This is a genomic window from Fundidesulfovibrio butyratiphilus (assembly GCF_054657235.1).
Genome location: NZ_BAAHXA010000003.1, coordinates 235,209 through 260,403 on the forward strand (window position 1 = coordinate 235,209; position 25,195 = coordinate 260,403).

Below are 25,195 nucleotides of genomic sequence, written 5' to 3' on the forward strand. Positions count from 1 at the left end.
CCGCCCCGGGTGCCTGCGCGGGCGAGGACGACCGCGTGCGAGCCCGGTCAGGCGCGGGCGAAGGGAACAAAAATATCGGGGCCTGTCTCCGGCCTTGCCGGAGACAGGCCCCGCTTATTCCTCCAATTCTCCCAGGCTTGTACATTACTTCGCGCCGTCGCATCGCGTCCGCCCGCATGTGCGGGGGTCGGGGGGCGGGCTCCGCCCCCAGCGGGGTCCAGGGGCGGCGCCCCTGGGGCCTTTCCGACGCCCCCTGTCCACTGTGCTTGTCTCCGGTCGCGCCTCGGGCTATGCCCAGCGCATGGAATACAAACGCGTCAAGGACGAGCGGTCCACCTACGCCCAGAAGATGTGCGTCGGGCGGGCGGGCAAGCTCATGCGCACCCTGGGCATGCTCCACGCCGGAGCCCGCGTGGGGGTGGCGGTTTCCGGCGGGGCGGACAGTTTCGTTTTGCTCAACGTGCTCAGGCTTCGCCAGCGCATCAATCCCTTCGCCTTCGATATCATGGCCCTGCACATCAACGCGGGTTTTGCTCCGCTGGGACACGCTCCATTGATCCAGTGGTGCGCGGACCACGGCGTGGCCCTGCACGCCGAAACCACCGACCACGGACCGCGCGCCCATTCCGACGAGAACCGCAAACGTTCGGCATGCTTCTTTTGCGCCATGCTCCGGCGCAACCGCCTTTTTGACTTGTGCCGGTTCTACGGGCTGACCCATCTGGCCATGGGCCACAACGCCGACGACCTGAACGTCACTTTTTTCATGAACATTTTCCAAACCGGCAAGGTGAGCGGACTCTCCCCGGACGAACCCTTCTTCGAAGGCAAACTGCGCATGATCCGTCCGCTCCTCGGGTTGGAAAAGACCCACATCAACCGGGCGGCCAAGCAGTGGGGCCTGCCGGTGTGGAAAAACCCCTGCCCTTCCGCCGGCCATACCCGCCGGGCCGACTTCGAGGACTGGCTGGGCGAACTCTACGCCCGGGACAAACGGTTCCGAGCCAACACCCTGGGGGCCATCGGACGCTGGCAACTTGACCCGAACGCGCGCCGGCCGTAGGAAGCCCCCTCCATGCCCCACTCCTCGGGTTTCGAAATCTTCCGCGACGAAGCGAACCGCTTTCACCGCGCCACGGTCAAACGCTGGCCGGTGGCCGTTTTTCTGGCCGCCCTCGTGTTCGTGGGCGCGGCCAACATCTGGTGGTACGCGTCCGTCTCCTCCCTGCCGGCCATGGAAGAGGAAGTGGCCGGATCGGACAAGTCCAAGGCGCGCCTGGCCCAGAACGTGGAACGCCTGGACGAAATGAGCCAAGAAATCGCCACCGGCGTGAAGCGCCTGCACGACGCGGACGCCAAGCTGCGCGAAATGATCAGCCTGGACAAGGAAGCCAAAACCGCCGCCCAAAGCGACGACGCCGTGTCGGAGGTCAAACGCGAAAGCGACCTGCAACTCACCCGACTGGAAGTCCAGGAAGCCTACAGCCGCCTGCTCTCCGAATCGACCCGAGCCGAAAGGCTCGACGCCGCGCAGGCCCGTCTCCTGGGCGCCGACCCCGGACTTCTTCTGGGAGAAGCCCCGGACGCCTGGCCCGTGGAAGGCGTGATCTCCTCGGGATTCGGGGTCAGGCTCTCCCCCTTCGCCAACCGGGAGGAATTCCACAAGGGCGTGGACATCATGGCCCCGTCGGGCTCCCCCGTACGCTCTCCCGCCCCGGGACGCGTGATTTTCGCCGGACAGGACGCCGAAGGCGAACTCGCCGTCATGCTGGATCACGGCGGAGGATACGTCACGAGTTTTTCCCATATCCAAGATCTGGCCGTGCGGTACGGAGACAAAATCGAACGCGGACGCACGCTGGGCCTCGTCGGACAAGACGGCCGCTCCACCGGCCCCCACCTGCACTACGAAGTCCGACTGCGCGGCGCGCCCGTGGACCCGCGCGTCTACCTGCCGTAAAAGGCGAGGGAGAAGAAGAGGAGAGAAGAGCCTCCGGCGTCTGGGGGCGGAGCCCGCCCCCAGCCCCCCGCGCGTGCGGACGGACGCGATGCGACGGCGCGAAGCAATGTACAAGCCTGGGAGAGTTGGAGAAATAAGCGGGGCCTGTCTCCGGCAAGGCCGGAGACAGGCCCCGGTATTTTTCGCCCCTCCCGCGCCTGACCGGGCTCGCGCGCGGTCGTCCTCGCCCGCGCAGGCACCCGGGGAGCCCCGAGGGGGTCACCCCCTCGGGCCGCCGGAGGCGATTTGTCTTCCCTCCCCCTCCCCCGTCATGGGCGCTGGCCCGCGTTTTGCTAGGAACGAGGCATGGAGCTTTTCAATATCAGCGCCCCGGTCTTCTTCAGCTTTTTTCTGACGCTCGTGCGCATAAGCCTGGTGGTGTTCATGCTGCCTTTTTTCGGGGCCGGAGCCATTCCCAACTCGATCAAGGGAGCCTTGTGCATGGTCATGAGTTTGGCGCTCTTTCCCAAGCTCAGCTTTCCGCCTTCCATGCTGCCGCTCAACACCATGGGACTGACGCTCATGCTTCTGGGCGAGGTGCTCCTGGGCCTGGTGCTCAACATCCTGGTCAACTTTCTGTTCGCGGCCATCCAAACGGGCGGGTACATCATCGGCTTTTCCATGGGATTTTCCATGATGAACGTACTCGACCCCATGACCGGCACGTCCGAGTCCATGACCGCCCAATTCTTCTACCAATGTACCGTGCTCATCTTTCTGGGGCTTAACGGCCATCTCTTCATTTTGCAGGGCCTGTGCGAAAGCTTCTCCCTGGTGCCGCCCGGCGGGCTGCTCATCACGCCGGCTCTGGGCGAATCGATACTCAGGTTCGCGGCCAACATCTTCGTCATCGCCATCCGGGTCAGCGCGCCCATCATGGTTTCGCTGTTTTTGGTGGACCTTTCCTTGGCGCTCATCTCCCGGGGAGCGCCCCAGCTCAACGTGTTGACGTTCGGATTTCCCATCAAGATTCTGGTGGGGTTTCTCTTCATGACCCTGGTGTTCGCGTCCCTTTCTCAATTCGTGAACCGATACCTGGTGGACCTGGGCTCCATGTTCACTCTGGTCCTCAAGCACTGAGGGGGAAGCCATGGCGGAGCGCGATCCGAGCAGAACAGAAACTGCGACCAAACGCAGGCGAGACCAGGCCAGAAAGAAGGGCTCGGTTCCCAAGAGTCAGGAACTCACCAAGGTGGCGGTGCTGCTGGCCGGCATGCTGGCGCTCAAGTACACCATTTTCATTTTCGACGAACAGCTCACCATGCTGTTCCGCTGGTTTCTCAGCCACGGCGTGCAGACGCAGGTCACCCAGACCCGCGTGCTCTCCCTGTTAACCGACGTTTCGGTCAGCCTGGCCAAGATGCTCCTGCCGGCCCTTGTCGCCTTGTGCTGCATGAGCTGGCTCATTTTGCGCCTGCAAGTGGGCAAGCTCTGGGCCCCCAAGTTCGAGCTGAATCTGGGGCGGATGCTCAACATCATGGCCGGTCTCAAGGCCGTGCTTTTCGACGTGAAGGTGTTTGTACGGCTGGGACGCCAGATGTTGCAGGCCATCGCCATCGGCTTTGCCCCCTACATCCTGTTGCGCCAGGAATTTTCCAACATGCTGCCGCTGTTTTACGCCGACGCCCACACCCTGGCCGCCTATATCCTGAACACCAGCATGACCATGCTCTGGTACGCCATGCTGCCCATGCTCCTCATCGCCGCCGCGGACACCTGGTACAATCGGTGGGACTACGAGGAAAACCTCAAGATGACCAAGGCCGAAGTCAAGGACGAGCAGCGAAACGTCGAAGGCGACCCCGAGGTCAAGATCAAGCAGCGCCAGAAGATGTTCGCCATCATGGGCAAGCGCATGCTCAAGAACGTGCCCCAGGCCGATGTGGTCATCACCAACCCGACCCACTTCGCCGTGGCTCTGCAATACAATCCCCTGGTGGCCCCGGCCCCCATCGTGGTGGCCAAGGGCGCGGACCACATGGCCCAGCGCATCAAGGAAATCGCTCGCGAGCACGATGTTCCCATCAAGGAGAACAAGGTACTGGCACGAGCCTTGTATAAGGATGTCGAGGTCGGGGAAGTAATTCCCGAATCCTTGTTCCAGGCGGTGGCCGCGGTGCTCGCGCAGCTCAGCAAGTTCCGCTCCCGGATGCAGCGTTAAACGAAGGTGTCAATATTATGGCGACAGCGTCCAAAACGATGGAGTTCGATTACGCCAGGTTCAGCAAGCAGGGCGACATCATGCTGGCCGCCGGCGTGGTGCTCATTCTGTTCGTCATGCTGGTGCCCATGCCCACCATCATCATCGACCTCATGCTTTCGCTGTCGATCTCGGTGAGCATGGTGGTGCTGGTCACCTCGATGTTCATGAGCTCGCCCCTGGAATTTTCCATCTACCCCTCGTTGCTTCTGGTCACCACCCTCATGCGCCTGGCCTTGAACGTGGCCTCCACCCGTTTGATTCTGCTGCACGGCGACGAAGGCACCGGCGCGGCCGGTCAGGTGATACGCGCCTTCGGCGAGTTCGTGGTGGGCGGCAACTACATCATCGGCGTGGTGGTCTTTCTCATTCTCTTCTCCCTCAACAAGACCGTCATCGTCTCGGGCACCACGCGCATCGCCGAAGTGGCCGCCCGTTTCACCCTGGACGCCATGCCCGGCAAGCAGATGGCCATCGAGGCGGACTTGAACGCCGGCCTCATAGACGAACAGGAAGCCACCCTGCGCCGCAACAACATCCGCAAGGAAGCCGACTTCTACGGAGCCATGGACGGCGCGGGCAAGTTTGTTTCCGGTGACGTGAAGGCCACCATCATGATCACCGGCATCAACATCGTGGGCGGTTTTCTCATCGGCGTTCTGCAAAAGGGCATGAACTGGAAGGACGCCGCCGCCACCTACACCATCCTGACCATCGGTGACGGACTGGTTTCCATCATTCCCTCCATCATCATCTCGACCTCGGCCGGTCTCATCGTGTCGCGCGCCGCGGCCGAAGCCAAGATGGGCGAGGAATTCATCGCCCAGCTCACCAACCATCCCAAGGCCCTCAAGCTGGTCAGCGCCATCCTGCTGCTCTTCGGACTGGTGCCGGGCCTTCCCCTGGTGCCCTTCACGGTGCTGTCGGTTCTGCTCTACGCCCTGTCGCGCGTCAGCCAGAAGCAGCAGGACATCCTGGCCGAAGGCCAGAAGCCCGAAGCCGCCAAGCCGCAGGAGCTGGAAACCCCGGAAGAGGTGCAGCAGCTTCTGCCCCTGGACTCCCTGGAGCTCGAAGTGGGCTACGGCCTGATCCCCCTGGTGGACGAGGACCAGAACGGCAACCTGCTGGCGCGCATCCGCTCCATTCGCCGCCAGTTCGCTCTGGACATGGGCGTCATCATTCCGTCGCTGCACCTGCGCGACAACCTGCAACTCAAGCCCGGACAGTATACCGTGCTCATCAAGGGCAACGAGGTGGCCTCGGCCGAAATCCTCATCGACCACTTCCTGGCCATGGACCCTGGCGACGTGAAGCACCGCATCCAGGGCGTGGACACCCGCGAACCGGCCTTCAACCTGCCCGCGCTGTGGATTCCCGAAGCCAGCAAGGAAGAAGCCATGCTCGCCGGCTACACCGTGGTCGATCCCGCCACCGTGATCTCCACGCACCTTACCGAGGTGTTCAAGCGCAACCTGCACGAATTTCTGGGTCGCCAGGAAGTGCAGACACTCCTCGACAACCTGGCCAAGCGCGCCCCCAAGGTGGTGGAAGAACTGGTGCCCGGCATCCTGAGCCTGGGCGCGGTGCAGAAGGTGCTCCAGAACCTGGTGAAGGAAGGCGTGTCCATCCGCGACATGCTCACCATCGTGGAAACCATGGCCGACTTCGGCGTCAACATTAAGGACCCCGACCAGCTCACCGAATACGTGCGGTCGCGCATGGGCCGCACCATCGTGAAGCCCTTCCTGGCGGCGGACTCCACCCTGCCCATCATGAACCTGGCGCCCCAGGTGGAAAACGCCGTACAGGAATCCATCCGCCACACCGAGCACGGCTCGTACATGGCCATGGACCCCGGCGCGGCTCAGCGCCTGATCCAGAACATCAACCAGAACCTCGAACGCGCCCAACTGGCCGACGGCCAGCCGGTCCTTCTGGTGTCGCCGGTCAGCCGGCCCCACTTGGCCCAACTCTTGAATAGGTTTCTTCCGACGCTGCCGGTGATCTCCCAGGCGGAAATCCCGGCGGAAATCCGGTTGCAATCTTTGGCCACAATAGGACTGAACAATGCGGGTTAAAACATTTCGAGGCGCGAACGCCACGGCTGTGCTGGCCCAGATCAAGAAGGAACTCGGTCCCGAGGCCGTGATCCTGTCCAACCAGACCAAGCGCGAAAACGGACGCAGCGTGTGCGAAATCATGGCCGCCGTGGAGCAGGACACCCCGGTTTCCACGCCGGACCGCGCCCCGCGCGAGACCGCACCCGCCCAGTCCCAGGGACCGGAATCGGCCCATTGGCTCCGGGAATGGTCCGAGATGAAGGAGCACTTGGGAGCGCTGCTTCGTCCGCACATGAACTACGACAGTCTGACGCCGCGTCAGAAGCTCGCCATGCAGCACCTGGAACGCGAAGGCGTGGACCAGAGCATCCTGCTCGGCCTGTACCGCGAGCTGACCCGGGGACCCAACGTGTCCCTGCTGGCGGAGCTGGGTCGCATCGCCCGGATCAAGCCCTTCGACGCCGCCTGGTCGGAAAAGCTCCACCTGGTGGTCGGTCCCAGCGGATCGGGCAAGACCACGGTGCTGGTGCGCATGGCCCTGTCCTGCAAGCGGCTCGGCAAGGATCGTCGCATCCTGCTGGTCAACTGCGACGGCCACGCCAGCAAGGGACGGGTCATGCTCAAGCGGTACGCCGACCTGGCTGGATTTTCCTACATGGAAGCCGAAGGTCCCGAAGAGTTCACGCACGTGTTGTTGCAATGCCGGAATTTTGACAATATCTACGTGGACCTTCCGAGCCTGCCCGTGGGTCAAAACCTTGACCGCTGGCTCGAGGAACGCAGCATCGCGACGCGCGACGACGTGGCCGCGCACTTGGTGTTGTCCCCCCTGTACGGGAACCGACAGTTCGAGGCCTACTGGGAGCGCTTCCGAAGCCCCCAGGTGAAGAGCCTCGTCTGGACGAAACTGGATGAAGCCTGTAGCTTCGGCGCCATGCTCAACGTGGCGGCCATGACGGGCCTGCCCGCCTCGGCCCTGGGTTTCGGCCCGGCAGTGACCGGCGGCATGGTTCGGGCGCAAGCCCAGGCCCTGTGGAAGCTGGTGTTCACCCGTCAACTTCCCGCCGCACGTTCGGCGCAAACCGTGGAAATGGCCGCGTAAACGGAACCGACCCCTATGCAAGACAAGCTTCCCCTGGTGTTTTCCGTCACTTCCGGCAAGGGTGGCGTGGGCAAAACCAACATCGCGGTCAACCTGGCCGTGTGTCTCACGGCCATGGGCAAGCGCGTGGTGCTGCTCGACGCCGACCTGGGCCTGGCCAACGTGGACGTGCTCCTGGGCATGACGCCGGAACTCAATATTTTTCATCTGTTCAACCAGGGCATGAACCTGCGGAAAGTGCTCTTCAAGACGCCCTACGGCTTTCACATTCTGCCGGCTTCCTCCGGGGTGGAGGAAATGCTGTCGCTTTCCACCGGACAAAAGCTCGACCTGCTCGAAGCCATGGACTACCTGGAAGGCAAGATAGACTACCTCATCACGGACACGGGCGCGGGCATCGGCGACAACGTGCTCTATTTCAACCTTGCCGCACGCGAAAGGCTTTTGGTTTTGACAACCGAGCCCACTTCGCTTACCGACGCCTATGCGTTGGTGAAGGTCATGCATGTCAACCACGCCGTGAACCGTTTTCGGGTGGTGGTGAACATGGCTCCGAGCGAAAAAGCGGCCAAACAGGTCTTCAGCAAGCTCTACGCCGCCTGCGACCATTTCCTCGATGGAATTTCGCTGGATTTCGTCGACTTTATCCCGCATGATACAACGGTCAGGCAGGCGGTAATCAAACAGATTCCCTTCTGCCACATGGCTCCGAATGCGCCGGCAAGCAAGAAGCTCGTGGAGATAGCGCGAAAAATCACCACCTGGGACATAGACGCGCACCTCGATGGCAATATTAAATTCTTTTGGAAAAGACTCCTCTTCCAAGAACAGCCCGTGGCTTAGCTTCGAATCGGGAGCGACCGCGTGGCAGGAGTTCAACGAATCCGACCGCAAGGAGATCGTCAGGCATTATTCGCCAAAGATCAAATTGCTGGCGCTTCGACTGAAAGCCAAGCTCCCGCCCAGTGTGGAGCTCGGGGAACTGCTCAGCGCCGGAGCGCTCGGCCTCATGGAGGCCCTGGGACGCTTTCGGCCGGAACTGGGCATCAAGTTCGAGACCTTCGCCGAGACGCGCATCAAGGGCGCCATGCTCGACGAGTTGCGCAAGCTCGACTGGTTCTCGCGCGGACAGCGCCACCGGGTGCGCGTGGTGGATGATGCGGTGCGCCGGCTGGAATCCACTCACGGACACACCCCCAGCGTGGACGCCCTGTCCGACGCCACGGGGTTTTCGCCCAAGGAAGTGTCCCAGGCCCTGGAAGCCATGCAGAGCCAACTCTGTCTGTCGCTCGACGCCATCACCGAAAATATCACTTCGTTCAAGAAGCAGCAGCTCGACAACGAACCCTACAAGTCCACGGCCCTCAAGGAAATCGTGGACAAGCTGGCGCTTCTGATCGACGAACTGACGCCCAGGGAAAAGCTGGTCCTTTCCCTGTACTACGTCGAAGAACTTAACATGCGTGAAACCAGTGAGGTCATGGGCATTACCGAAGGACGCGTCTCGCAGTTGCACTCCCAGGCGCTGTCCAAACTGCGGACCAAGTTTCACGCCCAGTACGGCATTGTGGACGCATAGTCCAAAATCGTGTAGCTCGTTTGCGAGCACTAGGCTGAAAAAGGAGACCCCCATGCCCTACAACAAAGACATGCGTGTCCTCGTGGTTGACGACTTCTCCACCATGCGCCGCATCATCAAAAACATTCTGCGCCAGCTGGGCTTCACCAATATCATCGAGGCAGACGACGGCAGCACCGCGTGGGAGACCTTGAACAAAGAACACATCGACTTCATCATCTCCGACTGGAACATGCCCCAGATGCCCGGCATCGAACTCCTGCGCAAGGTCCGCGGCAGCGAGGCCTTCGCCAGCCTGCCGTTTCTCATGGTTACCGCCGAAGCGCAGCAGGAGAACATCATCGAAGCCGTGCAGGCCAAGGTGTCCAACTACATCGTGAAGCCCTTCACCGCCGAGACGCTGGGACAGAAGATCGACAAGATATTCGACAAATAGCCGATAACCCCAAGGCAGGCAGCCAGGAATGACCCCCCCGCCCGGCCCGGACGATCCCTCCGGCCTGCCCGGCGCGCCGGGCACGCTCGATCTGGACGGCCAAGACAACGCAAAGGCCAAACTCGACGACGCCGAGCTTTCCCCGGCTTCGTCGCGGGCCATGCAGAAGGTCGAACTCGACCTGGATGACGCCCCGTTTCTTGAAGAAGAAACGGTAACCGAATCCCCGCCCGTCGAAGAAGTTCCGGCGGCCGCGCCTCCGGGCGAGCTTCTCGAACAGCCCAAGCCCCCGCTCTGGAAGCGTAAAAAATTTCTGCTGCTTCTGGGGGGGCTTGTTCTGCTTTTGGGAGCCGGGGCGGCGTGGTTTCTCCTGCGCAAACCCGCGCCCCCGCCTCCGCCGCCCGAGCCGGAACCGGCTCCCGAGCCGGCGCCGCCCCCTGAACCGGCGCCGCCCCCCGAACCGCCCAAGCCGCCGGAACTCACCACCCTGCTCGCGCCCTTTCTGGTGGAAAAGACCGATCCCTCGGGGGTCACGCGGCTGCTCACGGTGCGTATCAAGCTCGTCTACACAGACCCTTCGGTCGGCGCGGAGATCAAATTCAAGCTGTTCTCCATTCGAGACGGCCTGTATTACAACCTGAAAAATAAACCTTTCGGTCTTTTTGCCGATACGGACAATACCGATGCCCTGCGCGAAGAGTTGCGCAGCGTGGTCAACAACTACCTGACCCGGGGGCAGGTGGACAAAGTGCTTTTCGACGAAATCCTGGTCAAATGACCCCGGAACATGGTGGACGGGATGAGCGACATCAATATCACCGCCCTGATCGCCCAGATGCCCTACGTGCAAACCATGGCCAACACCCATGTGCTCATGCCCGAGGCGCAACAGTACTTCGCTTCGCACATGGCCCAGCAGGTGTTCAAGCAGCAACAGGAACAGGTGCAGAAGGCCGAAAAGCAGGACGCGTCCCAGGCCGTGCGCAACGAAAGGGAAAGCCGCCAGAACTCCGGCTCCAGGCAGCAAGCGCAAGGACGCCGCCCCGCCCCCAAGGAAATCGAGGAGGAAACCCCGTCCGATGACGCGGCCTCCCCCTGGATAGGACATCTCGTGAACAAGAAGGTTTGAGTCGATGCCCCTTCATGAATGGCTGTTGTTCGTGCTGACCGCGAGCGAGCTCGTGTTGCTCCTGCTCGTGGTGGTGTTTTTCGCCAGGCTGCGCAAATCCGAAGATCTGCTCACCAACCTGCGCGCCAACCAGGCCGGACTCATCACCAAACTCGAACAGAACGCCAGGCTCGAACGCGAACTCGTGGAGTCGTTCGAAGAACGACAAGCCGAACTGCTCGCCCTGGACGACAAACTGCAAAAACGCCGCGAGGAGCTGACCCAACTGCTCAGCCAGGCCGAAGAATATACCCGTTCGCCCGAATTCTTGCGTCATGTGATCCTCACCGGACACAAAAAAGGACAGCCCGTCAAAGCCCTGGCCCGCGCCACCGGCCTCTCCGTGGACGAAGTGGAACTCATTCTCGACCAGGAAGGAAGCTAGGCGATGCGCATAAAAGGCCAGGGAGCGTCCTCCGGAGGATTTGGGCAAAGCTCCCGCGACAACTCGCGACGACGCGAAAATTTCCGACGCTCCCACCGCGCCGGACAACGCGTGCGCGGACGCATTCTCGAATGGCGCGGACAGGACCTGGCCTGGGTCGAAATCGACGGGCACGGCCTGCTCGCCCAGGTGGCCCGCAACTCCACTCTGGGCCTGGAACGCCGCTTCCTTATCGTCAGCCTCGAACCCGAAATCGTACTGCGCGAACTCACCATGCAGGAGGGGCGGTTCGATATTCATGTGTAGAAAACATGAACATGACCAGTCGATGAACGCCATGAGCGGTTAAAAAAAGTCCTTGCCACCTACACGACGAAGATCACTGCCAGCCCGGCGGACGCCCGAAACGCCTTGATTCGCGAGGGTATCTACAACGAGGCTGGAAAACTGAACACGAACTACACCCAAAATGCGGCCGAAAAACGTTGAGCAGACTGCACACTTCTTTCGTTCTCGACTACCACGGATGCTTGAAAACGACCGGCGAAAAAATTCTCGCCGGTCGTTCTTTTTTTGAACCCAGTGAAAATGACTACGATTGGCTTGGACCAGGGGGCTACTTCTGGGAATCGGCCCCTTCGACACCGTGCGCGGGCTGTTCACCGAAGGCGGCCCACTCTTCCCTGGCAGCGGGTTTCAGGCCAAGACCCACATCCAAACCGCGGTGCGGACGCTGCCCAGCATCAAAGGGGTGTTCCGAAATTCCGGCCCACCCTTTGATGGCGCGGCCTAGAACGGCACGTCGTCCATGCCCGAGGCTTCGGAGGGAAAGGCCTCCGGGCCGGGGTCCTGGCTGGGGCGCTGTTGGCGCTGCGCGGGCGCGCCGCGTTGACCACCGCCCTGGGGACCGGAACGCGGGCCGCCATAACCGCCCTGCTCGTATTCCGAAGGCGCGGCCGAGGCCCCGCCCCGGGAATCGAGCCCCTGGATGGTGTGGCCCGGAGCGGACACCACCACCTCGGTGATGTAGCGTTTCTGGCCCTGCTGATCCTCCCAACTGCGCGTGCGCAACTGGCCTTCCACATAGACCAGGCGTCCCTTGGAAAGATAGTTGCCGCAAAACTCCGCCGAGCGCCCGAACACCTTGACCCGGTGCCACTCGGTCTGCTCCACCTTCTGCCCCTCGCGGTTCTTGTACGATTCGTCCGTAGCCAGGCTGAACTCGGCCACCGGGGCGCCCGACGGCAGATAGGTGAGCTTCGGGTCCTGCCCCAACCTCCCCACAAGTATCACCTTGTTGATGCTGCCCGCCATGTCTGCCCTCCCCCTTGGTATGGTATGCTTCAGGCTCGCGCCCGCTTGGTTCAAGACAAGAAAAAGATGAAGCCGCGCTGGGGCTCCGCCCCCGCACCCCCGCCCGAGGGGGTGACCCCCTCGGGGCTCCCCGAGGGCCTTTTGCTCGGCGGGCCAAGGGAAACCTTGGCCCGCCGAGCAAAAGGCGTCGAGAAACCTCAACAAGACACTCTCCCCTCGTCCTCTCCTCTCCCGCTAAACTCTCTTGGCCGATTCCGGCCAGGGCCGGAATCGGCCACTTGCGGGGGGCCGGGGGCGAGCTTCGCCCCCGGTGGGGTCCAGGGGCAAAGCCCCTGGCCGCCGGAGGCCTCTTGCTCCCCTTCCCCCCTCTTCTTCCCTACAATGCCCGAATGCGGCCTTCAAGCGCGTCGAGGGCGTCTTCCAGGGTATCGGAGAGACGATTGGCGGTGGAAGCGTCCCACCGGGAGAGCGCTTCTTCAAGCTGTTCCTTGAGGGTCAGGATCTTTTGGGCATCCGGCAGATAGGCCTTGCGCGCGGCTGGGGACACGTCCTGGCCGTAGCGCAGTCGTTCCTCCAGGGCGTCGACCAGTTCCAGCACGCCGCGCGGGGCCTTGGCGTAGTCGTGGGCGTGGGGCCAAGCCAGCTCCACGAGTTGCGGCCAGGCCCGTTCCGCGCCGACCAAGTCCACGGTGACGGCCGACACGCGAATTTGGAGGTAGCGTCCCATCAGGCGTGCTCTTCCCAGTCGCTCTGCACGCGGTTGACCACGTCGCGTATGACATCCATCTGGTCCTCGGGGCAGACGCTGATGAGCGGTTGTCCGGCGTCCACGTTCTGGTTGTGGGTGAAGTAGACGGCGTAGATGATGCCTTCGGGCCCGGTATAGGCCAGGGACTTTTCACGCTTCATGCGCGAAAGGATGAAGAGATCCATGCCGTCCTTGACCTTCATGCTCTGGGGCCCCGTGACCTTGATCTTCTTGTCCGCCTCGGGGCTGAAGTAGTACTTGGCCCGCTCCGGGGCATCGAAGAGATAGAGCACCCGTTTGAGAATGGCGGCGATGACTTCGTCCTTGGTAAAGAAGTGGCGCAGCACGAGCAGCGGGGTTCCGGCTTCCACGAAGGCGCCTTCCAGACTGGTATGCACGGCCTTGATCTCGCCATTGCGTTCGCAGTGGATGGGCTTGGGATTGCGTTCACGTTCGAGCACGGCCAGAAGGGTGCCGGGTTTTTCCTTGTACGTGCCCGAAGGGGCGAACACCTTGGAGCCCGGCTCGCCGCACTTGAAGCGCACCACCCCGGTGTGGGGGGCCAGCACTTCGACTTCCTCGTAGGGCGAGGCCTTGATCTCTTCAAGGATGGTTTTGACGTCCTGCACGGCGATGGTCCTTAGCGGTAATAGAGGTTGCGCCCGCCGATGGTCTGGAAGGCCTGCACCAGGTTCTTGCGTATCTCGCGCCGATCCCAGATGCCCTGGATGTGTCCACGGGCCAAGGCGTAGTAGGCCAGGTGGTACTTGGGCGGCACATCGGAGCCGGTGGTTTCGGCGATGACGCCGGGTCCGGCGAAGCCGATGTTGGCCGAGCGCACCGAGAACTGGTAGGGCGAACAGCCCAGAAAGCTGGCCACCGGTCCGGCGAAGGAGTTGGTGTCGTAGAGCACCAGGTAAAGCCCGCCGGCCTCGATGTAGCGACGCACGGCCATGGTGATGCGCGGCATCTGGATGACGCCGTTGGTGCCTTCCTGGATCCGGATGCCGGCGGTGCCGTGAACGTACGCCAGGAAGGGGTAATGCTTCTTGCGGGCCCTGGCCAGGGCTCGAATGAACTTTTCGCCCTCGGCCGCGCCCACGGTGCCGCCCCGGAAGGGAGCCACCAGCATGCCCACCACCATCTTGAGGTTCTCGATGGAGGCTTCGTAGGTCACGCAGGAACTCTTGAGCCCGGTCTTACGCTTGGCCTCGGCGATCTTTTCGTCGAATCCCGGATAGTCCAGGGGATTGCCGGCTTCCACGTTCTCGTTGAACTCGATCATGGAGTCCTTGTCCAGCACGTTGTTGAGGAACCACTGGTATTCCATGGGGAAGTGGTGTCCGCAGTACTGGCAGACTCCGGCGAAGTCGCCGTAGAGGTCGGGGGCCCAGAGATCGAGACAGCCGTGGGTGGCCGCGTTGGGGCAGGTGACGGCCTTGTCCTCGCGGGCCTTGGGGCTCACGTAGCCCTCTTCCCAGGTGCAGTCGAGGCAGGCGCCTTCCTCGGGCCGGGAAAGCTCGGTGAGCATTTGAATGGTCTCGGTGTCGACCTTCTTGACCCCGCGCCCGGAAAGGCTCTTGAGCGGGGTGAGCGCCCGCCCGGCGGCCACGCGCAGTTCGCCTTCGGCTTCCTCCATGAGGCTTTTCACCTTCTTGCCGAAGCCGCGCAGGAAGTCGTAGCGAAAATAGGCGTAGGTGGACCACGACGCCTGCTTCACCGATTCGCTCATCTTGTGGGAGAGCGAGGTCTGTTCGAGCATGGCCTGGCGCGAGATGCGCCGGAATTTCAGGTAACGCCGCCAGACCAGGCGTTCCCGGTCGCCGTCGTCCAGGGTCCAGCGCACGAGTATGGATTCCACGTCCGCCGGGCCGGCGGCCTTGTGCTTGCGCACGGCCATGGACCGGAAGAACTTGATGCCCTTTACGGCCAGCACGGCTTCGTCCGTGGCCAGGATCATCTCCTGGCGCAGGCGCTTGAAGAAATCGTAGTGGAAAGGCCTGGCGCCCATGGGCGGTTCCTGGATGACGCGATCGATGTTGCCCATGCGCAGGTTGTCGTCGGCCGTGATCTTCAGGTTCTTGGCGCAGGCCTCGGCCAGGTCGGCCGGGGCGCGCTGGCCCTGACGGATGCCCGATTCAATGGCCGCCGCGCCCTCGGGCGAGATGACCGAATAGTAGCCGTGGGAGAGCATGAGCCGGGTATCGGCCAGGGAGATGGCCTCGGCTCCGCCGGAACCGCCTTCGGAAAAACAGGCGATGACCGGCACGGTGAGTCCGGCCATTTCATAGAGGTTGCGGGCGATCTGCTGGGCCGCGCCGGGCCAGTCCTCAATGGGAAAGGCACCGGGCGTGAACACGTAGGTGTGTATGGGAATGCCTTCGGTCTGCGCGACCTTCATGTACTGCGCGGCCTTGGCGTTGCCGAACGGCTTGACCGATCCGCCGTTGCGGAACTCCTGCCCATGGCCTTTTTCCTGCCCGATGACCATGACCGGCAGGTTGTAGACCTTGTCCCCGCGCCTGCGGGTGATGTAGGCCCGGGCGATGACCATGCTGGGGTCCAGAGAGTATTCGTCCTGGCTGCCGATCTCGGTGTAGTTGTCGTAGCAGAATTCCAGGATGTCCTTGAGGGTTATGCGCTGAGGATGGCGGACGATGCGCACCTTGTCCATGGGCGTGAGCTCGGCGTCGAGCTTTTTTTCCACGAACACGAACAGGTCGATGAGCTGGGCCAGCATACGGGCCTTGATCGCCGACGGAGCGCCGGCCTCGCGCTCGCGCAGTTCCGCCAGCTTGCTTTCGAGAAGGCTTATTTCTTCCTTCTCCTTGCCGGCGAAGATGTCGCGGATGTACTGGAGCCGGTCGCCTAGCTCCTGAAGGTCTTTTTCTATATCCATCTCGGTGGGACTCGCGGGGGTGTCGGCTCGCCTGGTTTTCAGAAGACCAGGATGCCGGGGGTTTTCTCTTTCAGAAACGCGATGTTCGACTTCATGGGAGCGCCTTCCTGGTTTTGGCCGTCCAGGACCAGCCTGTCCAGAAAATCCAGGCCGCGCTGTTTGGCCTGGTCGAGGCTCTGGCCCCAGACAATGGCCAGGGCCAGGTTGGGGTCGAACTCCGTGGGAATGGTGTAGGGCTCGTGGCGCGGAACCTGCGAGTGCACGGCCAGCCAGGGCTCTTGGGGCGGGACGAACCGGTCGATGCGCCCCACCCAGGGGGTGAAGCGGTTGGCCGGATCTTCGGCGATCAGGCGGTATTCGATGCCAACGCCCTCGAACGTGATGTCGGACTGCGCGTAGCCCATGGGCTCGCCCAGGCCCAGGCGGATCTGCTCGGCCACGATGTCCACGCCGCCCTGGCCCTTGATGCGCGAGATGGCCGCGGACACGCCGTTTTCCACCTGGATGCGGGTATTGACTTCCATAAGAAAAGGCTGCCCCGCCGGGGTGACGATCCACTCCCAGGTGCCCACGTTGTCGTAGACCACCTCCTTGGCGATGGCCAGGGAATGCCGCGTGATGTCTTCGAGCACCTTGGCCGCGTCGAACTTGTAGCGGATGTCGCCCGGGGCGAAACCCGGCGCCACTTCCAGGCGCTTCTGGCGCCCCGTGGACTGGATGGAGCAGTTGCGCGTGCCGAAGTGGACGATCTGGCCGTGACGGTCGGCCACGATCTGCACTTCCAGGTGGTTGAAGGTGTTGATGCGCTGCTCGATGAGCACGCCCTCGTCCTGGAACTGGCGTTTGGAGTAGTTGCGGATGCGCCGATACACGGTCTTGAACTGGTCGATGTTCATGACCTCTTCGATGCCCATGCCCCCGCCGCCGGCCGAGGCCTTGACCAGGACCTTGGCGCTGTCGATGCCCTGTTCGGCCTGGAAGCGAAAGAGCGAATCCGCGATTTCCTCGGCTTCGATCTCTTCGTACACCGGCCGGTCGGAGCCTGGTACCGTGGGCACCTGCAGGCTTCTGGCCAACCGCTTGGTGTTGATTTTGTCGCCCAGGGTGCGAATGATGCTCCAACTGGGGCCGATGAACACCATGGGCCTGGTGCGTTCGCTCACCCGCCTGGCGAAACGGAAGTCTTCGGCGAAGAATCCGTAGCCGGGGTGTACGGCTGTGGCCCCGGTGTGGTCGGCCACGGCCATGAGTTCATTGGCGTCATGGTAGGAGCTTATGCGCACGGCTTCGCCGCCAAGCTCGCGGGCCAGGGCCAGATGTCCGGACTGACGGTCCTCCCGGGTGTGCACGCAAACAAAATCCAGGCCCAGCTTGTGACAGGCCTGGATGATGCGCATGGCGATTTCGCCCCGGTTGGCGACCAGTACTTTATGTATCTTCTTCACTGTCTGTCTTGGTTCCATATGGGAGTTTTCGATACCGGGAAGCTCCTCCGGCCCCATTGCGCGGAGCCGGGGAACATCGTTCTAAAGCAGCAATTTTTCTCTCTGTCAACCGCCCGGACCGCCCCGAAAAAGCGCCGTCTTGCCGGGAGCGCCCGGCGCGGATAGAACGGCGGTCGCCTTTCTTCCCGTTTCTCGCGGCCGGCCCGCGCCTGTCGCCCAACCGAAGGAGCAACGCATGGACGTGGTCCGCACCGTCGAAACGGCCGTCGCCTGGCTGCGCGAACGTCTGCCCGCCGATTTCTCCCCGGCCTGCGCCGTCACCCTGGGCACGGGGCTGGGGGGGCTGGGTCAGGCCGTGGAGTTGGTGACGAGCATACCCTACTCCGATATTCCAGGATGCAAAACCCCCACCGTGGACAGCCACGGCGGAACCCTTCTGGCGGGAACCCTGCACGGACGGCGCGTGCTCTTCTGGCAGGGACGCTTTCATCTCTACGAAGGGTTCAGTCCGGCGGAAATCGCCTTCGGCGTGCGGGTGTCGGCCCTGCTGGGGGCCAAGGTCTTCATCGCCACCAACGTGAGCGGAGCCATCAATCCACAGTTTTCCACCGGCTCCATCATGGCCATCACGGACCACGTGAACCTGATGGGGCAAAGCCCGCTCACCGGCGACAACCACGAGGCCTGGGGCCCGCGTTTTCCCGACATGAGCCGCGTCTACAGCCCGCGCCTGATCGACCTGGCCCTGCGCAAGGGGTTGGAGGCCGGACTGCGCCTGGAGCGCGGCGTGTACGTGGGCGTGCTCGGGCCGCAACTCGAAACCCCGGCCGAAACCCGGTTCTTTCGCGGACTGGGCGACGCCATCGGCATGTCCACCCTCATGGAGGTCATCGCGGCCAAGCACATGGGGTTAGAAATCCTCGGACTGTCCTGCCTGGTGAACAAGAATCTGCCGGACTGCATGGGCGAGGTTTCGCTGGAAGACATTCTGGCCGAGGCCGTACGCAGCGAGAAGGCCCTGTCCACAGTGGTGGAGGCGGTGATCCGCGACCTGTGAACGCCGCCGGGGTCGTCGGCCCCCGGCGCGGCGCCCCGAACTACTGGGAGAGCCGATCGATGGTCTGTTCGAGTTGTCTGCCGATCGGGGTCTGCAGGGAGAGGTGACGTTCCACGGTGGTGATGCCCTTGACCACGGTGGAGTGGCGGCGGTTGAAACGCTCGCCGATGGCTTGCAGGGAAAGCTCGGTATGCTTGCGGGCCAGGAAAAAGGCGGTATTCCTGGCCAACACGAGTTGACGCTTGCGGCTTTTGGACACCAACTGCTCGTTGTTGAGGTCGTAGGTGGAGCAGACGTACTCCACGATCTGGTCCAGACAAATGCCGGGGCTGTCGAGATTGTAGTTCTTGAGCACGTCCCAGGCCATGTCCAGGGAAATGCCCCGGCCGAGGATGCGGGCCTTGAGAACCAGATTGTTCAGGCAGCTTTCCAACTGTCGAATGTCGGTGCGAATGCGCCCGGCCAGCAGTTCGGCCACCTCTCCGGGCAGCATCACCTGGTGCACCCGGGCCTTGGATTCCAGAATGTTGCGCCGGGTCTGGAGGTCCGGCGCCTCGATGGTGGCCAGAAACCCGGCGCAAAGCCGGGACACCAGTTGGTTGTCCACCCCGGAGAGTTCCTTGGGCAAAAACGAGCTGGTCATCACCACGCGGCAACCCCGGGTTTGCAGGGCGCTTATGGTGTTGAGCAATTCGTCTTGCAGCTTGGGCTTGCCCTGGAAAAAATGGACGTCCTCCAGGATGAGAATGTCGACGTTGTCGCGAAACCGGGTCTTGAAGCGCTCCATCTCGCGCATTTTGAGGGCCAGAATCAGGCGCGAGGAAAATTCCTCGGCCGTGACGTAGACCACGCGGGAGCGTTTGCCCTTCTCGGGAGCGGAAAGCTTCTGCCCCATGGCCTGGGTCAGATGGGTCTTGCCCAGGCCCGGACCGGCGCTGATGAAGAGTTGGTCGCCCTGAAGGCTCTCGCGGCACAGTCCCAGGGAGGCCTCATAGGCCAAAGCGTTGGACGGACCCACCACGAACTGGTCGAAGGAAAAGCGAAACACCTGCTCGGCGGCGCGCGCTTCGGTTTCCGCCGGGCGGGGCCGAATCATGCGCGCGGGCGCTGTAGCGGGCGCGGGAACGGAGAGGATCTCCCCCGCGGCGCAAACGGCTCCGGACGATGACGCGACCACCACCCGCAGGGACGGAGATTCGCCCATGACTTGGGCCGCCGCCTCCACCACCTGGGAGGCCAGACGCTCGCGCACCCAGGAGGCCACGAACTCATTGGGAGCCGTCAGCGTCAGGTTGCGTCCGTCCACAGCCGCCTGCAAGGGTTTGATCCATACCTGGAAAATACCGGGATTGAGGCTGCGTTCGAGAATATGCTGGGTTTGGGTCCAGAGTGCGTTCATGGAAAATGGGATGCGCTTTGGGTCGGAAAATCTCAACCCGGAATACCGCCGGCCCTTCCGAGGCGAACGCCGGATTATCCAAAAGCTAACACCTTGAAATAAAAGGAATGCATGGAAAGCGACGGGCGGATGCAGCTTCTTTGGCTTTGCCTGGGAAAGCGCCGCTCACCAAGGGTTTTCTCCGGGGGCCGGTCAAGTTATCAACACCATGTGGATTTTTTTTCAACAGGGTAATCTTTGAATAGCGACGTTTTTCAGCGAGAGAGTCGGTTTTTAATGTTCCGTTCGGAATACTTCCACTCAACTTTTATTCTATACTCCACTAACTGGGCCTCACGCCAGGAAAAACCCCTTTTTCTGGCTGTCGCTTCTTTTAGCGTAAAGGCAATAAATTCAGAAAGTTAATTTTTCTCCCCCCCCCTGCCCGATCTCGAACCGAAGAACGGACCTTCGAAGTCATGCGTGAATATCGGGAGATTCTGCCATAATTGACGATTATCGGTGACCTGTCATCGATTGTTCCGGCTCAGGCCGCCAGCACAAACCCTCGACCGGGCAAGAATCCCTGCCCCCGCAACAGGGCGTCTATGCGCCTCCAGGCATCGGGATTGGACACATAGGAAACCACGAAACACGCCTCGGGGCCCGGGCATTGGTCATGACGCAAAACGGGACGCCCCCCCCGCAGGGTTCCCACCTTGCGGGGATCGACGTCCAGATACGCCTTCACGCGCACGCCATGGGCGCACAGGTATTCGGCCCTGCGCCGGCTCACCCGCCCCGCTCCCACCACGTAAACGTCCGGGTGAAAAGGATTGTTCGCGGCCAGCCACCGGGCCAGGCTCCCGGCCTTGAGCCGGTGGAACGCCTCGGCGTCGTAGCGGGAATCGCTGCGCGAGAGCCGTCCGGGCGGGTCGTTCCAGGTCAAAAGCTCCAGGGGCAGCTTGGCCAACCTGGCCCCGCCCTCCAGCCAGCGCAGCCACAGGTCGTAATCTTCGGGAAACGGCCCCTGCCGGTAGGCGCCGAATCGTTCGAACGCCTGGCGACGCACCATGACCGAGGGGTGCGCCAAGGGGGCGTCGCGAAACACTCCCAGGGCCATCTCCTCGTGCGTGCGCAGCCCGTTGAGCCAATCCACGTGCCCGGCATAGCCCGGACAGCGCGCGCGGTCGCCACCGAACCGCACCAGGCAGCCCACCACGTCCACGTCCGGGTTGCGTTCCAGAAACCCGGCCTGGAGCCGAAGCCTATCGGGATGGCACATGTCGTCGGCGTCCATGCGGGCCACGAACCGGGCCCGGGACAGGTCCAGCCCCCGATTGAGCGCCTGGACGATTCCGGCGTGTTCCAAACGCACCAGGCGCAATCTGGAATCCCTGCCGGCAAAGGCTTCGAGGGTGTGCAGCGTGCGCCCGTCGTCCGAACCGTCGTCCACGGCCACGACCTCGAAATCCTCGAAGGTCTGGGCGAACAGGCTTTCCAAGGCCGGGCCGATGGTGTCGGCGGCGTTTCGCACGGGCAACAAGACGGAAATGGATGGATTCTTCATGAGGGTCGTTTCGGTTGCGACATTCCTGAAATTTGGCCAAATCATACACATGTTGATATCGATTTGGTTTTGCTATAGCTTGCCTTCGCTCCTGGAGGAACCATGAACATTCGTCATATATTACTTGGAGTTCTGGCTGCGGCTTGCGCCCTTTCCCTCTATATCCTGGTCTGGTCCGTCGGCCAGGCCGACGGTCCGGCCATCGCGGCGGGCGGACTGTTCTTTCTTCTGGCCGCGGCCACGCTGATCCAATCCGCGTTCGTCTCTTCCCCCCTGGGGAAGCTCCTGGCCCTGACCCGGGAGGCTTCGTCCAACCAGTGCCTGGTGCACGAAGCCAAGTACTCCGCCCCCGGAGAACTCAACGCGATCTTTACCTGCCTGTACGACCTGACCGACTGCAAGGCCCGTGACGAGGTCGCCGCCCGGGAACGCGAGGCGCTCCTCGTTTCGCTCAAGACCAGTTGCGACGACTCGATCCGCCAGGCCCAGGCGGCCTCGCGCCTGGCCGAACGTTCCCGCTCGGACAATCTCGTGTCGGCCTCCTCGAAGCTGGAGGACATGGCCAAACGGGTCCTGGCTTCGGCGGAAGCCCTGTCCACCCAGATGGAACGCATCTCCGAAGGCGCGGACATGCAGCGCCAGCGCATGGAGGAGACCGGCAATTCCATGGGCGAAATGAACAGCGCCATCCTGGACATTTCCAGCAGTTCCTCGGATGCCTCGGTCAGCGTCGAGCACTCCAAGGAGTACGCCGGACAAAGCGCGGGCATCGCCGAAGAGGCCGTCGGGGCCATCGCCAAGGTCAACGCGGCCACCACCGCGCTCATGCAAAACATGGGGCAACTCGGCGACCAGGCGAAATCGGTCGACCGGGTGATCAACGTCATCAACGAAATCGCCGATCAGACCAATCTGCTGGCCTTGAACGCGGCCATAGAAGCGGCCCGGGCCGGAGAGGCCGGGCGCGGATTCGCCGTGGTGGCCGACGAGGTGCGCAAGCTGGCCGAAAAGACCATGCTCGCCACCAAGGAAGTGGGAGAGTCCATCGTGGCCATTCAGAAGGCCATCCACGACAACGTGAGCAGCATGGAGCATGCCGTGGCCCGGGCCGACGAGGCCGCCGAACTGGCCGGAAAGGCCGGCCAAGCCGCCGGCGAAGTGCTGCGCTACGCCGAGGACAACACGGGCAAGATCCACGCCATCGCCGCCGCCTCCGAGGAGCAGTCCGCCACCTCGAACCATATCAGCCAGGCCATCGCCGAGGTGCGGGAGGTGACCAGCGAAATCGCCGACGGCATCCACGACTCCACCCGGGCGGTGCTCGAACTCTCGGACCTGTCGCGCGAGCTGTCCGTGCTCATCGCCGACCTCAAGGCCGGCGTGGACTCCGACGTGCTCATTCCCTGGACCAGCGACCTGGCCACGGGCGTCAAGATCGTGGACACGCAGCACAAGGTGTTGCTCGATCTGGTGAACAAACTCTACGTGGCCATGCGCTCGGGACAAGGCAACGCCGTTATGGCCAAGCTGCTCGACGAGCTGGCCAACTACACCGTGATGCACTTCGGCACCGAAGAAAAGTACTTCGACCAGTTCGGCTACCCGGAAACCGCCTCCCACAAGAAGATCCACAAGGACCTGACCGACCAGGTGGTGGCCTACATCAACCAGTTCAAGTCCGGCCAGGCGGCCATGTCCATGGACATGATGAACTTCCTGCGCGACTGGCTGGTGAACCACATCGCCAAGACGGACAAGCGCTACTCAACGTTCTTTCTGGAACACGGCTTGGAAAAAGCCTGAAAAACTGGGGCCGCAAGGCCCCGTTTTGTTTCGGCCCCTACTCCAGGGTGTATTCGCGCCAGAGAAAACCGAAAAACGGCCGGTCGCTTATGGTGTCCACCAGCTCCTGGGGGCCGTGGAAGACCGGCTGTCCGGCCGCGTCCGGCGCGAGCAGCACCAGCGGCACCTCGGGAAAAAACGGCTCCAGCGCGTCGAGTTTGGCCTGACGCTTGGCCGGATCGTTCATGATCTCCTCGGTGACGACGAACACCGCAAAGGGGCCGTCTTCATGCTCTTCGATGATGGTTCCCTGAATCCTCACAGCGCGCTCCCCGCGCCGGCATCCTCCCTCGGGAAGACCCGACGTCTGGTTGTCGTTTCGTAACGTTTTTTCCGAAGTCGCGACATTGAAAAACAATCCCGCGTTTTTCAAGAGGGAACATGGTCCTTGCCGATCGCAGGCGGGTGACTCCCCGACACGGGAAAAACGCTTTGTCCCCCCGGCCCGGCCGGGCGGGGCGCGCGCGTGCGCGTGCGCGTGCGCAACGCACGCCGAGCCCGCATTCGGCCCGGCCATTTGCCTCCCGGCAAAAAGGGATTATAGGGAGAACCATGCACGCCGCAAAACGCGCCCCAAAGACCGTCGTGCGCCTGTTGGCCACGATCCTCGCCGTCCTGATGCTTTTTCCCGCGCCCCTGGTCACGACTTCCGCCAAGGCCAGTGTGTTCAACTTCGGCATCAAGGACGAAAAGGAACTGGGCGACAAGTTCAACGTGCTCGTGCGCTCCAAGCTGCCCATGATCGAGGACAGCGAAATCGTGGACTACGTGCGCGGCATCGTCGACCGCCTGGTCCGGCAGATGCCGCCCCAGCCCTTCGTCTTCAAGACCGCCGTGGTGCAAGACAACGCCATCAACGCCTTTGCCGCTCCGGCGGGCTACGTGTTCGTGTTCACGGGACTTCTGCTCAACATGGACCACGAATCCGAAGTGGCCGGCGTGCTGGCCCACGAATGCGCCCACGTCACGCAACGCCACGTGGCCAAACGCATCGAGCAGTCGGCGGCCATCAGCATCGCGTCCCTGGCCGGCGTGCTGGCCGGGTTCGTGCTGGGCCAGGCCACGGGCCAGCGGGACGCCGGCGCGGCGCTCATGATCGGCTCCCAGGCCGGCGCCACCCAGGCCATGCTCAACTACTCCCGCACGGACGAACGCGAAGCCGACGAAGTGGGCATGAACTACCTGGTGGCGGCCGGATACCCGCCGCGCGGCCTGCCCATGGCCTTCGACGTGCTCAACCGTATGCGCATCTTCACCGGCTCGGGCTCTCTTCCGACCTATCTTTCCACCCACCCGGGTCTGGCCGAACGCGTGGGGTATTTGAACGAACGCATCGCGCGCATGCCCAAGAACGTGGCCAACCGCAAGGACAACGACGAACGCTTCCTGCGCGTGCAGACCATCCTGCGCTCGCGTTACGGCAAACCCGAAACGGCCATCGCCTACTATCGCAAGAAGGGCGCGGCCATGACCAAAATGGACCGTCTGGGATTGGCCGTCGCCCTGGGCCGCACCAACGACACGGCCGAAGCCAAGCGGGCCTTCGAACAGGCCCTGGCCGAAAACGGCTCGGACAGCTTGTGGGCCCGGGAGGCCGGGCGCTTCTACATGAAGCTGCGCGACTTCAACCGGGGAGGCGCGTTGCTCAAACAGGCCGTGAACGCCAATCCCAAGGACATGGTGGCCTCCTACGAATACGCGGACTACCTGTCGCAGGAAAACCAGTACGCCCAGGCCATGGCCCTTATGGCGAAAGTGGCGCAAAGCGCCCCCGAAGCCCCGGAAGTGTACTCCCAGTACGGACGCATCTGCGGCGCGGCGGGCGACTACTTTCACGCCTACCTGAACATGGCCTACGCGGCGGTGTACGCCAACGATCCTCGGCAAAGCCGCATGCGCATGGAAAAGGTGCGCGCCATGACCCGGACCGAACCCCAGCGGCGCGAATACGACAGGCTGGAACGCGTCTACAAGGAACGCAGCGAGTACTGGCCCAGGCACGGCATGATGTGA

The 25,195-nt window shown here is 62.7% G+C and carries 24 protein-coding genes; 16 read left to right on the forward strand and 8 right to left on the reverse strand.

The genetic code is table 11. The features are described 5' to 3' along the window. The first annotated feature begins 301 nt into the window (after positions 1-301). The 13 genes from ACYQ01_RS17110 (at position 302) to ACYQ01_RS17170 (ending at position 11,235) form a co-directional block, all read left to right on the forward strand. Positions 302-1,063, forward strand: a complete 762-nt coding sequence (locus ACYQ01_RS17110) for a tRNA lysidine(34) synthetase (protein ID WP_459935029.1) — start codon at positions 302-304, stop codon at positions 1,061-1,063. A 12-nt stretch (positions 1,064-1,075) separates the two neighbouring features. Beyond that, positions 1,076-1,960, forward strand: coding sequence for a M23 family metallopeptidase (locus ACYQ01_RS17115; RefSeq protein ID WP_459935030.1), 885 nt, complete (start codon positions 1,076-1,078; stop codon positions 1,958-1,960). Between the two features lie 345 nt (positions 1,961-2,305). Then, positions 2,306-3,079 (forward strand): flagellar biosynthetic protein FliR, encoded by a 774-nt coding sequence (fliR, locus tag ACYQ01_RS17120; protein WP_459935031.1) that lies wholly within the window; start codon positions 2,306-2,308, stop codon positions 3,077-3,079. Positions 3,080-3,089: 10 nt separating this feature from the next. Next, positions 3,090-4,160, forward strand: coding sequence for a flagellar type III secretion system protein FlhB (flhB, locus tag ACYQ01_RS17125; RefSeq protein ID WP_459935032.1), 1,071 nt, complete (start codon positions 3,090-3,092; stop codon positions 4,158-4,160). A gap of 17 nt (positions 4,161-4,177) precedes the next feature. Then, positions 4,178-6,277, forward strand: coding sequence for a flagellar biosynthesis protein FlhA (flhA, locus tag ACYQ01_RS17130; RefSeq protein WP_459935033.1), 2,100 nt, complete (start codon positions 4,178-4,180; stop codon positions 6,275-6,277). Next, entirely contained in the window at positions 6,267-7,361 is a 1,095-nt protein-coding gene (locus ACYQ01_RS17135; protein WP_459935034.1) for a flagellar biosynthesis protein FlhF, read from the forward strand. Before flhA ends, ACYQ01_RS17135 begins: the two co-directional genes overlap by 11 nt. A gap of 15 nt (positions 7,362-7,376) precedes the next feature. Further along, positions 7,377-8,204: a MinD/ParA family protein gene (locus tag ACYQ01_RS17140; protein ID WP_459935035.1), complete on the forward strand. Its 828-nt coding sequence runs from the start codon at positions 7,377-7,379 to the stop codon at positions 8,202-8,204. Beyond that, positions 8,146-8,940 carry a FliA/WhiG family RNA polymerase sigma factor gene (locus ACYQ01_RS17145; RefSeq protein ID WP_459935036.1) on the forward strand — a complete coding sequence of 265 codons (795 nt, stop codon included), beginning with the start codon at positions 8,146-8,148 and terminating at the stop codon, positions 8,938-8,940. Before ACYQ01_RS17140 ends, ACYQ01_RS17145 begins: the two co-directional genes overlap by 59 nt. 52 nt (positions 8,941-8,992) lie before the next feature. Continuing rightward, positions 8,993-9,376, forward strand: a complete 384-nt coding sequence (locus ACYQ01_RS17150; RefSeq protein WP_459935037.1) for a chemotaxis response regulator CheY — start codon at positions 8,993-8,995, stop codon at positions 9,374-9,376. Positions 9,377-9,404: 28 nt separating this feature from the next. Then, a complete protein-coding gene (locus ACYQ01_RS17155; protein ID WP_459935038.1) occupies positions 9,405-10,154 on the forward strand; it encodes a flagellar basal body-associated FliL family protein in 750 nt (249 codons plus the stop codon). 21 nt (positions 10,155-10,175) lie between these two features. Further along, entirely contained in the window at positions 10,176-10,505 is a 330-nt protein-coding gene (locus ACYQ01_RS17160) for a hypothetical protein (protein WP_459935039.1), read from the forward strand. Between the two features lie 4 nt (positions 10,506-10,509). Beyond that, a complete protein-coding gene (locus ACYQ01_RS17165) occupies positions 10,510-10,929 on the forward strand; it encodes a hypothetical protein (protein ID WP_459935040.1) in 420 nt (139 codons plus the stop codon). A 111-nt stretch (positions 10,930-11,040) separates the two neighbouring features. Continuing rightward, the gene (locus ACYQ01_RS17170) at positions 11,041-11,235 is read left to right on the forward strand and encodes a hypothetical protein (RefSeq protein WP_459935041.1); all 195 of its coding nucleotides are present in this window, start codon (positions 11,041-11,043) and stop codon (positions 11,233-11,235) included. Between the two features lie 483 nt (positions 11,236-11,718). Here the strand turns inward: ACYQ01_RS17170 and ACYQ01_RS17175 are convergent, their stop codons facing one another. The 5 genes from ACYQ01_RS17175 to ACYQ01_RS17195 all read right to left on the reverse strand — a co-directional run bounded on the left by ACYQ01_RS17175 (position 11,719) and on the right by ACYQ01_RS17195 (position 17,335). Further along, on the reverse strand, positions 11,719-12,243 hold the full coding sequence (locus ACYQ01_RS17175) for a single-stranded DNA-binding protein (RefSeq protein ID WP_459935042.1): 525 nt from the start codon (positions 12,241-12,243) through the stop codon (positions 11,719-11,721). A 376-nt stretch (positions 12,244-12,619) separates the two neighbouring features. Continuing rightward, positions 12,620-12,970 (reverse strand): hypothetical protein, encoded by a 351-nt coding sequence (locus ACYQ01_RS17180; protein WP_459935043.1) that lies wholly within the window; start codon positions 12,968-12,970, stop codon positions 12,620-12,622. Further along, a complete protein-coding gene (locus ACYQ01_RS17185; protein ID WP_459935044.1) occupies positions 12,970-13,620 on the reverse strand; it encodes a biotin attachment protein in 651 nt (216 codons plus the stop codon). The genes ACYQ01_RS17180 and ACYQ01_RS17185 overlap by 1 nt, the downstream gene beginning before the upstream one ends. 11 nt (positions 13,621-13,631) lie before the next feature. Continuing rightward, positions 13,632-15,890 carry an acetyl-CoA carboxylase carboxyl transferase subunit alpha/beta gene (locus tag ACYQ01_RS17190; RefSeq protein ID WP_459935045.1) on the reverse strand — a complete coding sequence of 753 codons (2,259 nt, stop codon included), beginning with the start codon at positions 15,888-15,890 and terminating at the stop codon, positions 13,632-13,634. Positions 15,891-15,928: 38 nt separating this feature from the next. Then, on the reverse strand, positions 15,929-17,335 hold the full coding sequence (locus ACYQ01_RS17195) for an ATP-binding protein (protein WP_459935046.1): 1,407 nt from the start codon (positions 17,333-17,335) through the stop codon (positions 15,929-15,931). Positions 17,336-17,570: 235 nt separating this feature from the next. Between ACYQ01_RS17195 and ACYQ01_RS17200 the strand changes: the two genes are divergently transcribed. After that, positions 17,571-18,392, forward strand: coding sequence for a purine-nucleoside phosphorylase (locus ACYQ01_RS17200; protein ID WP_459935047.1), 822 nt, complete (start codon positions 17,571-17,573; stop codon positions 18,390-18,392). 40 nt (positions 18,393-18,432) lie between these two features. Here the strand turns inward: ACYQ01_RS17200 and ACYQ01_RS17205 are convergent, their stop codons facing one another. Next, the gene (locus ACYQ01_RS17205) at positions 18,433-19,791 is read right to left on the reverse strand and encodes a chromosomal replication initiator protein DnaA (RefSeq protein WP_459935048.1); all 1,359 of its coding nucleotides are present in this window, start codon (positions 19,789-19,791) and stop codon (positions 18,433-18,435) included. A 526-nt stretch (positions 19,792-20,317) separates the two neighbouring features. Then, complete coding sequence (locus tag ACYQ01_RS17210; RefSeq protein ID WP_459935049.1) at positions 20,318-21,340, reverse strand: glycosyltransferase family 2 protein; 1,023 nt, start codon at positions 21,338-21,340, stop codon at positions 20,318-20,320. Between the two features lie 102 nt (positions 21,341-21,442). Between ACYQ01_RS17210 and ACYQ01_RS17215 the strand changes: the two genes are divergently transcribed. Further along, positions 21,443-23,143, forward strand: a complete 1,701-nt coding sequence (locus ACYQ01_RS17215; protein WP_459935050.1) for a bacteriohemerythrin — start codon at positions 21,443-21,445, stop codon at positions 23,141-23,143. A gap of 37 nt (positions 23,144-23,180) precedes the next feature. On the opposite strand, the gene ACYQ01_RS17220 is transcribed toward ACYQ01_RS17215, so the two are convergent. Beyond that, a complete protein-coding gene (locus ACYQ01_RS17220) occupies positions 23,181-23,444 on the reverse strand; it encodes a hypothetical protein (RefSeq protein ID WP_459935051.1) in 264 nt (87 codons plus the stop codon). A 290-nt stretch (positions 23,445-23,734) separates the two neighbouring features. Here ACYQ01_RS17220 and ACYQ01_RS17225 point away from each other — a divergent pair, with 290 nt between their 5' ends. Continuing rightward, positions 23,735-25,195, forward strand: coding sequence for a beta-barrel assembly-enhancing protease (locus ACYQ01_RS17225; RefSeq protein ID WP_459935052.1), 1,461 nt, complete (start codon positions 23,735-23,737; stop codon positions 25,193-25,195).